Origin of the sequence: Bacillus sonorensis NBRC 101234 = KCTC 13918 (assembly GCF_001592005.1) — a bacterium.
GTDB classification, from domain to species: domain Bacteria; phylum Bacillota; class Bacilli; order Bacillales; family Bacillaceae; genus Bacillus; species Bacillus sonorensis.
Map to the genome: position 1 here is coordinate 1 of NZ_BCVZ01000040.1, position 11,554 is coordinate 11,554.

General features: G+C 45.4%; 10 protein-coding genes and 1 other annotated feature. Of the genes, 5 read left to right on the top strand and 5 right to left on the bottom strand.

Translation table 11 applies throughout. The features are described from left to right. The first annotated feature begins 127 nt into the window (after window positions 1-127). The 4 genes from BTR1S_RS21145 (at window position 128) to BTR1S_RS21160 (ending at window position 4,225) form a co-directional block, all read left to right on the top strand. Complete coding sequence (locus BTR1S_RS21145; protein ID WP_029418457.1) at window positions 128-562, top strand: SMI1/KNR4 family protein; 435 nt, start codon at window positions 128-130, stop codon at window positions 560-562. Window positions 563-591: 29 nt separating this feature from the next. Then, entirely contained in the window at window positions 592-1,719 is a 1,128-nt protein-coding gene (locus BTR1S_RS21150) for a sugar diacid recognition domain-containing protein (protein WP_006640432.1), read from the top strand. A 91-nt stretch (window positions 1,720-1,810) separates the two neighbouring features. Next, the gene (locus BTR1S_RS21155) at window positions 1,811-3,079 is read left to right on the top strand and encodes a GntP family permease (protein ID WP_006640431.1); all 1,269 of its coding nucleotides are present in this window, start codon (window positions 1,811-1,813) and stop codon (window positions 3,077-3,079) included. A 15-nt stretch (window positions 3,080-3,094) separates the two neighbouring features. After that, the gene (locus tag BTR1S_RS21160; RefSeq protein ID WP_029418458.1) at window positions 3,095-4,225 is read left to right on the top strand and encodes a glycerate kinase; all 1,131 of its coding nucleotides are present in this window, start codon (window positions 3,095-3,097) and stop codon (window positions 4,223-4,225) included. 27 nt (window positions 4,226-4,252) lie between these two features. Here BTR1S_RS21160 and serS read toward each other — a convergent pair whose 3' ends face one another. The 5 genes from serS to guaB all read right to left on the bottom strand — a co-directional run bounded on the left by serS (window position 4,253) and on the right by guaB (window position 10,477). Further along, on the bottom strand, window positions 4,253-5,533 hold the full coding sequence (gene serS, locus BTR1S_RS21165) for a serine--tRNA ligase (protein ID WP_006640429.1): 1,281 nt from the start codon (window positions 5,531-5,533) through the stop codon (window positions 4,253-4,255). Between the two features lie 56 nt (window positions 5,534-5,589). Beyond that, window positions 5,590-5,810 (bottom strand) — a binding site (T-box leader). Between the two features lie 52 nt (window positions 5,811-5,862). Beyond that, window positions 5,863-6,453: a pyridoxal 5'-phosphate synthase glutaminase subunit PdxT gene (gene pdxT, locus BTR1S_RS21170; RefSeq protein ID WP_006640428.1), complete on the bottom strand. Its 591-nt coding sequence runs from the start codon at window positions 6,451-6,453 to the stop codon at window positions 5,863-5,865. A 21-nt stretch (window positions 6,454-6,474) separates the two neighbouring features. Then, complete coding sequence (gene pdxS / locus BTR1S_RS21175; protein ID WP_006640427.1) at window positions 6,475-7,359, bottom strand: pyridoxal 5'-phosphate synthase lyase subunit PdxS; 885 nt, start codon at window positions 7,357-7,359, stop codon at window positions 6,475-6,477. 175 nt (window positions 7,360-7,534) lie between these two features. Beyond that, on the bottom strand, window positions 7,535-8,830 hold the full coding sequence (locus tag BTR1S_RS21180; RefSeq protein ID WP_373870252.1) for a D-alanyl-D-alanine carboxypeptidase family protein: 1,296 nt from the start codon (window positions 8,828-8,830) through the stop codon (window positions 7,535-7,537). A gap of 180 nt (window positions 8,831-9,010) precedes the next feature. Beyond that, a complete protein-coding gene (gene guaB / locus BTR1S_RS21185; RefSeq protein ID WP_006640425.1) occupies window positions 9,011-10,477 on the bottom strand; it encodes an IMP dehydrogenase in 1,467 nt (488 codons plus the stop codon). A 121-nt stretch (window positions 10,478-10,598) separates the two neighbouring features. Between guaB and BTR1S_RS21190 the strand changes: the two genes are divergently transcribed. Next, a partial coding sequence (locus tag BTR1S_RS21190) for a YaaC family protein (RefSeq protein WP_061781689.1) occupies window positions 10,599-11,554 on the top strand: 956 nt, incomplete at its 3' end.

An 11,554-nucleotide genomic window follows, 5' to 3' on the forward strand; every position in this document is an offset into this window, starting at 1 on the left:
ATCGACAAGAATTAATATAACATGTCCTATCCTTTTAAGTCAAGAGGAATTTCGATAAAAAATTTAATTTTATTGATCTCTTGCTATAATGATATACGAATAACGATTATAACAAAGGATGATGGAAATGTGGAGTCATATGCTGAGGCGTTTAGCCGGTGAATATACGTTTAACAAACCTGCTGAACCCTCAAAATTGGAAGAAATCAAACGAAAATTCAATATTCAGCTCCCAATTGAATTGGAGAATCTGCTGAAAGAAACAGATGGAATCAATGACGAATTCGGCTGTCATCTGATTTGGTCCACGGACCGAATCATAGAGGAAAATGAGGACCTGAGAAATGGCGAAGTTTTTAAGGATATATACATGCCCTTTGACTGTCTCTTATTTATCGCTGATGCGGGAAACGGTGATTTATTTGCTTATTCCATTTTAAATAGCTCTATACAAAAAGACGATATATATGTTTGGAATCACGAGGATGACAGCCGGACGTGGGTCGCCCCTTCTTTAACACAATTTATCGAATGGTGGATTGATGGGAACATTCGCGTGTAAATCTTTCAACTGACAGGAGCAGCGATAACATGAAGTATCTCTCAAAAGAACTGGCGGCGGAAATTGTTGATAGAACAATGTCGATTATTCAGCACAATATCAATATCATGGATGAACACGGGGTCATCATTGCCTCTGGAGACCGTACGAGGATTGGCAATGAGCATGACGGCGCAAAAGATGTTCTTTCAGCTGAAAGCATCATCAGCATCACACCTGAAGAATGTTCTGATTTGACCGGCACAAAACCTGGGGTAAATCTCCCGATCGTATTTCATGATGAAATAATCGGCGTCATCGGCATTACCGGCTCTCCTTCTGAAGTCAGCCATTATGGAGAACTGGTCAAAATGGCGGCGGAACTGACGGTTGAACAGGCATTTTTGACAAAACAGCTGACTTGGGATCAAAGACTGCGGGAAGAAACGGTCATCCAAATGATCCAGGGTGGTGATTTGACTTCTCTTGACTTTCTGGAACGTGCAGAGCGTTTAAGCATTCCCTTGAAAAATAAGCGTATATGCTTGGTCTTTGAGCTTCCTTCCGCTGATATAAAGCCGGCATTTACCAAAGGCCTTGAAAAACATTTAAAGCCTCAAGATCTTTACGCCAATATTTCTTTAACGGAGATTGCCGTCTTACTGACAGATGAACCCGAAAAAAAGCGGTCTGACATCTATTCAGCCTGGCATGACTGGCTCAGCCAATGGGACACAATCATAGGAGCGATGGGGGAGCAGGCGGAACAGCTTCAGCAGCTGTCCTTTTCCTATCAAAGTGCAAAGCAAACCTTGAAAATTGCCAAAACGATGGGTCCTCACCGTTATTTTTACGATTATCGGGACTTTGCGATACCTGTTCTTCTATCAAAGGTTCGGCAGCCTGATCAGGAAGTGCATGTCAAAAAAATCTGGGAGCGCCTTTCTCAAGCAGATTCAAAAGGCGACTTGGCCAAAACCCTTCTTTGCTACATTAACGCGAACGGCGAAATAGCAGAAGTTTCATCAAGGCTGTTCATTCACCGCAACACATTACATTACCGCTTAAAAAAAATCGAAGCGGCGACCGGATGCAATCCAAAACATTTGGAAGACTTGTTTAAGCTGTATACAGCGATTACCCTTTTTTCATCTTTTTGTTCAAATGAACAATTTTAATGTGGGATACAGTGATGAAATCCGTATATCTGAACAATTCTCCCTCCGTCAGAAAGCGTTTACAATTGGACGTAAAGGAGGGGTTGCAGAAATGGATATTCAAATACACGCGATAGGCGCCCTTTGTGCATTAGCCATTTCCATCTTTTTAATTTTGAAAAAAGTTCCGCCGGCTTACGGCATGATGGCCGGAGCCTTAGCAGGAGGCTTAATTGGCGGTGCGGATTTAATAGAAACAACAGATTTAATGATAGCAGGCGCTAAAAACATGATGCCTGCCGTGCTTCGCATTTTGGCGGCAGGCGTGCTTGCAGGCGTTCTGATTCAGTCGGGATCGGCAGCTGTCATAGCCGAAACCATCGTCCAAAAAATCGGTGAAAAAAGAGCATTGCTTGCCTTGACCCTTGCGGCGGCCATCTTAACAACGGTTGGGGTATTTGTCGATGTTGCCGTTATTACCGTTGCTCCGATCGCCCTGGCCATCGCAAAACGGACTTCAATCAGTAAAGCGGCTATACTTTTAGCGATGATCGGCGGCGGGAAAGCGGGAAATATCATGTCCCCCAATCCCAATGCGATTGCGGCTTCAGATGCGTTTCATGTCCCTTTGACATCCGTCATGGCCGCGGGAATCATACCTGCTTTTTTCGGTTTGGGAGCCACATATTTGTTGGCAAAACGGCTCTCCAATAAAGGAACACAGGTTGTTGACGGAGAAATTGAAAACAGTTCCAATCAGCGGTTTCCGTCATTTTGGGCGGCGATCAGCGGTCCGATAGCCGCGATCCTTTTGCTCGCTTTAAGACCGGCAGCAGGAATTACCATTGATCCAATTATTGCTCTGCCGGCAGGAGGCCTCGTGACGGCGATTGCTTCGGGACAGGCGCTCAAGCTGAAGGATTATGCCGCTTCAGGCCTTTCCAAGATGTCAGGCGTCGCCGTCATGCTGATCGGAACCGGAACACTTGCAGGCATTATCGCCAACTCCAGTCTCAACGCATTGATCACAGACAGCCTTGTCGGATTGGGACTGCCCGCTTTTCTTTTAGCTCCGGTTTCGGGAATGCTGATGTCCATGGCGACAGCCTCAACAACTGCGGGTACGGCTGTCGCCAGCAGCGTATTTGGTCCGACTCTGCTTGATTTCGGTGTCGCCGGCCTTGCGGGAGCAGCCATGATTCACGCCGGGGCAACCGTCCTTGATCACATGCCCCATGGAAGTTTCTTTCATGCGACAGGAGGCAGTGTTTTTATGTCCATGAAAGAACGCCTTAAACTTATTCCATATGAATCAGTCATCGGCTTGATCTTAACCATCATTTCAACCTTGATCTTCGGGATTTTTCAATTCTTTATTTAAAAAGGAGCAGAAGTTATGAAAATCGTGATCGCACCTGATTCTTTCAAGGAAAGCTTGTCCTCGCTGGAGGCGGCTGTAAGCATTGAAAAAGGCTTTAAGGCCGTGTTGCCTGATGCCGAGTATATCAAAATTCCGGTTGCCGACGGCGGAGAAGGAACGGTTCGGGCTTTGGTAGATGCCACCGGCGGAGAAATGATTTACAAAAAGGCAACAGGACCTCTTGGAACACCCGTGAATGCTGCTTATGGGCTTCTTGGAGACGGAAAAACGGCCGTTATTGAAATGGCGGAGGCATCGGGCCTTCACCTTGTTCCGCCCAAATTGCGCAACCCGCTCCTGACGACATCGAGAGGAACCGGAGAACTGATCCTGGATGCTGTAGAAAAAGGTGCAGCCAAGATTATCATCGGACTGGGCGGAAGCGCTACGAATGACGGTGGAGCAGGCATGGCCAGTGCACTGGGCGTCAAATTTCTAAACAGGGAGGGACAGGAGATTCAGGATGGCGGCGGTGCGCTGTCTGAAGTTGCCAAAATTGATGTCAGCGGTCTCCATCCAAAATTAAAACAAGTCACATTTGAAACGGCTTGTGATGTTGATAACCCGTTAACGGGACCCCGCGGGGCATCTGCGGTTTTCGGGCCGCAAAAGGGAGCGACTGATGAGATGGTTGCTCATTTAGACCAACATTTAAAACATTATGCCGCGGTTATCAAAAGCGAATTAAACATAGAGGTCGATCCGCTGCCGGGAGCCGGTGCGGCAGGCGGCTTGGGAGCTGGGCTGTATGCCTTTTTAAAAGCGGAATTAAAAAGCGGCGTTGACATTGTTTTGGATGCCTTATCATTTTCAGAACGCATCAAAGGAGCCGATCTTGTCATTACAGGAGAAGGAAAAATAGACGGCCAAACGATCTACGGAAAAACACCGGCAGGAATCGCCAAACGGGCCGCAAAGGAAAATATTCCTGTCATCGCTTTCGCTGGTTCGCTTGGCGAGGGCTGTGAACTTGTTTATGACATAGGCATTTCCGCACTTTTTTCTATCGTGCCCGGAATCCGCTCCTTGGAGGATTCCCTTGCCAATGGGAGCTTATATTTGGAGCGCTGCGCGCGAAATGTGGCTGCAGTCTGGTTATTAAAATAAAAAGGTGCGCCTTATGACGCACCTTTTTTATGATGGCTGGATCACTTCTTTGTTCCCCATATATGGACGAAGCGCTTTAGGAATGACGACGCTTCCGTCTTCCTGCTGATAATTCTCCAATACAGCGGCGACCGTTCGGCCGACTGCCAAGCCGGAGCCGTTTAATGTATGGACATGTTCAGGCTTTCCTTTTGCTTCCCTTCTGAATCTGATATTGGCCCGTCTCGCCTGGAAGGCTTCGAAGTTGCTGCAGGATGAAATTTCACGATACGTGTTTTGGCTCGGAATCCATACTTCGATATCGTATTTTTTTGCAGCCGTAAAGCCTAAATCGCCCGTACACATGCTCATGACACGGTAAGGCAGCTCCAGCAGCTGAAGCACTTTTTCAGCCTGATTGGTCAGTTTTTCAAGCTCTTCATAAGAATCTTCCGGCTTCACAAATTTGACAAGCTCTACTTTATTAAATTGATGCTGCCGAATCAATCCCCGTGTGTCTCTTCCAGCTGAACCGGCTTCTGAACGGAAGCAAGCGCTGAACGCAGCATAGTTGATCGGCAGGGAATCGGCGGATAAAATTTCATCACGGTGCATGTTTGTAATCGGCACTTCCGCTGTCGGAATGAGAAAATAATCCTCTTCCCTGATTTTAAAAGCGTCCTCCTCAAACTTAGGAAGCTGCCCTGTTCCTGTCATGCTTGCCCGGTTCACCATATAAGGAGGAATCACTTCCGTATAGCCGTACTCATCCACATGAAGATCGAGCATAAAGTTATATAATGCACGTTCAAGTCTCGCGCCTAGCCCTTTATAGAACACAAAGCGGCTGCCCGTTACTTTTCCGGCTCGCTCAAAATCAAGAATATCCAATTGATCGGCAATGTCCCAATGAGGCTTCGCCTCAAATGAAAATTTGGGAAGCTCGCCCCATTTGCGAACTTCGACATTGTCGTCTTCAGTCTCGCCGACCGGTACAGATTCATGCGGAATGTTTGGAATGGACAGCATGATCTTATCCAGAGAAGACTCGACAGTTCTAAGTTCTTCATCTAGCTTTTTAATTTGTTCGCCAACTTCGCGCATTTCTTTAATGATATGGTCGGCATCCTTTTTCTCGCGTTTCAGGGCCGCCACCTGCTGGGAGACCTCATTGCGCTTTCCTTTCAATTCTTCCACTTTGACGATCAGTTCTCTTCTTTTTGCATCCAATTCCTCAAATTGATCAAAGTCTGTTAAATCTTCTCCCCTGTGGGCAAGCTTTTGTTTGATTTCTTGAAAATTTGCCCGCAGCAATTTCACGTCAAGCATCTGTCTCGCTCCTTTTTACTGATTTGACCGAAAAAAAGAGCCCTTGTCCCCCTGTATAAAGGGACGAGAGCTCTCGCGTTGCCACCCTGATTGAAAACGAGGCACATTGTCCATCGTTTTCCGCTTCGTTTCATAACGGTCTTCCCGTAAATGCCTACTTGAATTGTTCAGCATTTCGCTCAAGGAGGGATTCGGACAGCATCTTTCACCGATTCACACCAACCATCGGCTCTCTTGGAAAGAGAGGCTTCCTACTGCTTCCTGTCAACGCTTTTCGATCTGTAATTGTCTTTTTAATGTACTACAAGTTTTCACAGCTTTCAACTGTTTTATACGACAGCTTCCTGCTTGTGCTTTTCCGCTATCTCAATGAACAGCTTAGTCATTCTGTGGTCATCGGTCAATTCAGGATGGAAGGAACAGCCGAGGAGATTCCCTTGTTTGGCTGCGACGATTCTTCCGTCATGCTCTGAAAGAACTTCGACGCCTGCTCCCGCTTCTAAAATGTGCGGGGCGCGGATAAACACGCCTGTAAACGGTTCTTCCAGCCCTTTGACTGTTAAATCCGCTTCAAAGCTGTCCCTTTGCCTTCCAAATGAATTCCGCTCTACTGTTACATCCAGGACTCCAAGATGAGCATCGTCAGAACCGGCAATTTTCTTCGCCAGGATAATCAAGCCTGCACATGTTCCGAACATCGGCTTTCCGGATGCGGCAAACTCCTGAAGAGGCTTCATAAACTGGTACGTATCGATGAGACGCCTCATCGTCGTGCTTTCGCCTCCCGGTAAAATAAGGCCGTCGATTTCCTTCAGCTCTTCAGGCCATTTAATGACCTTTCCGGCCGCTCCGCATGCTTCAATTGAACGAATGTGTTCCCTTACTGCTCCCTGAAGTCCAAGTACACCAATTGTCAGCATGTAAAACCGTCTCCTTAACGTTTACCAGCCGCGTTCTTGCATACGCTGTTCTGGCAGCAGATTTGAAATTTCAATACCTTTCATCGCAGTTCCAAGCTCTTTTGACAGCTCGGCGATCAGTTTGTAATCTGTGTAATGCGTTGTCGCTTCAACAATCGCTTTCGCGAATTTTGCAGGATTGTCCGATTTAAAGATACCGGATCCTACGAAAACACCGTCAGCGCCAAGCTGCATCATGAGAGCAGCATCAGCAGGCGTTGCTACACCGCCGGCGGCAAAGTTTACAACAGGAAGGCGTCCTTCAGCTTTAATTTGCTTTAACAGCTCATAAGGAGCACCGAGGTTTTTGGCTTCTGTCATCAGTTCGTCATCGCTCATGCCAACCACTTTGCGCACCTGAGCGTTCACTTTTCTCATATGGCGGACCGCTTCAACGATATTGCCTGTTCCCGGCTCGCCTTTTGTGCGAAGCATGGAAGCTCCCTCTGCAATCCGGCGTGTCGCTTCGCCAAGATCGCGGCAGCCGCATACAAATGGAACCGTAAATTCATTTTTATTTAAATGAAATTCCTCATCCGCAGGAGTCAAAACTTCACTTTCATCAATATAATCAACGCCAAGCGCTTCAAGAACACGCGCTTCAACGATATGTCCGATGCGTGCTTTTGCCATAACCGGAATAGAAACTGCGTTCATGACTTCCTCGACAATCGTCGGATCTGCCATACGGGCAACCCCGCCTGCCGCACGGATATCAGCTGGAACACGCTCCAGCGCCATAACTGCAACGGCTCCTGCTTCTTCTGCGATTTTTGCTTGTTCAGCATTGACAACGTCCATGATGACGCCGCCTTTCTGCATTTCTGCCATACCGCGTTTTACACGTTCAGTACCTGTTTGAGCCATTTCTAGGATCCCCCTAATCAAAGATAGAATTATCAGATTTAATCTTATTGTATCCTATAATACCGCAAAATCATATGGAAAAACACGAAGATTTTTTCTATTTTAATACCAAATCGTTAGGATTGTAAATGCAATATTACAATAAAGAGCCCTAATCATAGAGCTCTTTACCAATTTAAAACCAGCCGGTTACCATATCAACGATGCTGTTCCAAATTCCGGCGAAGAATCCGCCGATGCTGCGCATCGTCAATACAAACCAGTTTGCTTTCTCATCTGCTTCTTTTGTCACCAATTTCACACCTGATATATCGCTTCCGATAAAGCCGTAATCCTTCTCATCTCCTGTATAGGAGGCCGTCAAAGTACCGACTTTTTCACCCTTTTTCACAGGTGCGGAAAGCTCCTTTTTATCAAGTGTTACTTTCGCCTTATATTTCTTCTCATCTCCGTTTTTCACAGGGATTGACAGAGCTTTTTCTGTGATGATGCCGACTTCTTGTTCTTTTCCCTGGTCGACTTTAACCGTCTCATTCCCTTTTACCTGGGCGCCTTTCGCATACAGTTCTTTCATTGAGAAATTGTCAAAGGCATAATCCAGCATTTTTTTCGTTGCATCAAAGCGCGCTGTGTGAAGGTTGCCTTTTGCATTAAGCACGACGGAAATCACGCGCATTCCGTTTCTTTTGGCAGTCGCGGTGAAACATGATCCCGCTGAGTCGGTTGATCCCGTTTTCAATCCGTCAACGCCCTTATATTCCTGCACTAGGCCTTTCAGCATGAAGTTCCAGTTCGGCATGTCCATTTCATCATCTGTGCCTTCTCTGAACTTTGTTTTGGCAATGCTTGCCGTATCCAGGATTTCAGGGTAATCATTGACTAAATGATCGGCAAGGATCGCCATGTCTCTTGCAGACACTTCATTTTCCTCATTAGCGCTTGTTCCGCTAGGATGTTTTCCATGAAGGTCTTTATTTTCCAAACCTGTTGCATTGACAAATTTGAAGTTTTTCATTCCAAGTTCTTTAGCTTTTTTATTCATCAATTCAACAAAGTTTGATTCAGAGCCGGCAACGATTTCTGAAAGAGCGATTGCCGCTGCATTCGCAGAGTAAATCGCAGTCGCCTGGTAAAGCTCTTTTACGGTGTAGGAACCGTCTTTGCGAAGCGGAACGTTGGACAATGAGCGGTCTTGGGAAATTTCATAGACATAATCGTCCGGCGTATACTTTTGATCCCATTTCACTTTGCCCTCATGAATCGCTTCCAACAGAAGATACTCCGTCATCATTTTAGCCATGCTGGCAACAGGAAGACGCTGGTCGGCGTTTTTGCTGTATAAAACCTTCCCTGATGACGCTTCAATCAATATTGCCGCCTTTGCGTTTACGTTAATTGGATCATTCGCAGCCTTTGCGTTTGACATAGGCGAAAATGCACCTACCACTATAGCAAAAGCCATAACCAACATGATCAGCTGCTTGATTCTCTTGCTTTTCAAATCTGATACCTCCGCTTTTCATCATACTCAATCTATGTAAAAGCCATAAAAGACATTTTTCAACACAACATTATAAATTTTATCATAATAAAGCAAAAAAAAATAGACAGAGTATCACTCTGTCTATGGTTTAATTTTTGTCATTTTTGATTAAGAAATGGTATAGTTAGGCGATTCTTTGGTAATTTGTACATCATGAGGATGACTTTCCCTCAGGCCGGCGCCAGTCATCCGAATGAATTGCGAATCCTCTCTTAAAGACCGCAAATCCTTCGTTCCACAGTAGCCCATACCGGATTTCAAACCGCCGGCAAGCTGATAAATCGTATCGGCAACAGGTCCTTTGTAAGGCGTACGGCCTTCAATGCCCTCAGGAACAAATTTCTTGTTTTCTTCTTGGAAATAGCGGTCCTTGCTTCCTTTTTCCATTGCGGCAACTGAACCCATGCCGCGGTACACTTTAAAGCGTCTGCCTTGATAAATTTCGGTCTCGCCAGGGCTTTCAGATGTACCGGCAAGAAGGCTTCCCAGCATGACAGCATGTCCGCCGGCAGCCAATGCCTTTACAATGTCTCCGGAATACTTGATTCCGCCGTCTGCAATAATCGCAGCTCCGTGCTTTCTTGCTTCAGTCGCACAGTCATAAACCGCAGTTACCTGCGGAACGCCGACTCCAGCTACAACACGGGTCGTACAGATGGAGCCGGGGCCGATGCCCACTTTGACCACATTTGCTCCTGCTTCAATCAGTGCTTTTGTTCCTCCGGCAGTTGCCACGTTTCCTGCGATAATGTTCAGCTCTGGGTAAGTTTCTCTTATTTTTTTAACCGTATTCAGAACACCTTGGGAATGGCCGTGTGCGGTATCGACGACAATCACATCGACATTGGCTTCGACAAGCTTTTTGACGCGTGTCATTGTATCGCCGGTTACACCAACTGCAGCCCCTACCAGCAGGCGGCCGTGGACATCCTTGGCGGAGTTCGGAAATTCAATTACTTTTTCGATATCTTTGATGGTGATAAGACCTTTTAAAACACCTTGATCATCTACAAGAGGGAGTTTTTCGATTTTATATTTCTGAAGAATTTTTTCTGCTTCATCTAGTGTAGTGCCGACTGGAGCCGTAACAAGCTCTTCTTTTGTCATCACATCGCTGATTTTCATGGAATAATCAGAAATGAATCGAAGATCGCGGTTTGTAATGATACCTACCAGCTTCTGATCTTCGCTGTTATCGACAATCGGAACACCTGAGATTCTGTATTTGCCCATTAAATGTTCTGCATCAAATACTTGATGTTCGGGTGTCAGGAAAAACGGATTCGTAATGACGCCGCGCTCTGAACGCTTTACTTTGTCAACTTGTTCAGCTTGCTGTTCGATTGACATATTTTTATGGATGATGCCCATGCCGCCCTGTCTCGCCATTGCAATGGCCATTTCGGCTTCTGTCACGGTATCCATACCTGCGCTGATAATTGGAACATTCAGTTTTAGAGTTGGAGTCAGCTCAACCGATAAATCAACGTCTCGCGGCAGAACTTCTGATTTAGCCGGAATGAGCAAAACATCATCAAACGTTAAGCCTTCTTTCGAAAATTTGCTTTCCCACATTAGTAAATCCCCCTCTTTTCGGCAAAATATTATATGTAGATTATCAACTTGAAAACCGACTGTCAAGAAAGCAGTAAACAGTTGTAATTTTTAGAAAATAAACAAGAGGGAAGTGGAGTTCATGCAAAATAAAGGATGGAAGGAACTAGAGCTGTTTTACTCTGTTGAAACCGCCCAGAATTTTCTAGAGATGGTATATAAAAATCTCGGTATGGATGATGCTAAAAAAAATTCATATAAAAATGGAGAACGGTTCATTTTTTTTCTTAAACATGCAGAAGCTTTTTACAAGCAAGCGAAAATGGCTTCGATTGAAATTAAGCCGATTCTTTTATTTTACGGAATGGCTCAGCTTTTAAAAGCCTGCATATTAACGTCAGATCCTTCCTATCCAAGCCACACTTCTGTGCTTGCACATGGCGTAACCACGAGAAAACGCAAAAAACAAAATTACCGTTTTTATGAGGATGAAGTAAAAATTCAAAGAAACGGGCTTTGCATGCATGTCATTCAATCCCTTTTTCAATTAAAAGGGCTCGAAGACGAACGTTTCAGCATGAAACAGCTTTTAGTCAACATTCCGGAAATCAATAATGTGCTCTCATTTCAAAAAAGAGAAAACCCAATGGTGAAAGCCGTGTTGGATAAGGGATGTATCCGGCTCCCTGCTCATACGGCCGACGCTTATAACATGTCAGCCCAACGTTTCATCGAGCATGTGAAATATCATTTAAACTGGGTACTATCAGGCAAAGACAAAGACTGGCTCACGTTCTCCGCCGATCAAAAAGAATATCATCCAAGCACTTCGACAAGCTTGCTTTTTGATCTTGAGAGCGGCACCTTTTTATTCCCAGCTGCACGTGACCGCTTTTTAAAGCTCCCTGAAATTTTGATTCATTATTTGATCGCCTACAATCTAAGCATGATTGCCAGATATGAAACGGAATGGTGGTACGACCTCCTCCTGCAATGTGCAAGCGACGATTATGTCATCATTCAGCAGTTTTTACATATAACCGAAAAGAAATTTCCATACTATATCGCCAAACTGCTTTTACAAAAAAAAGAAGACAA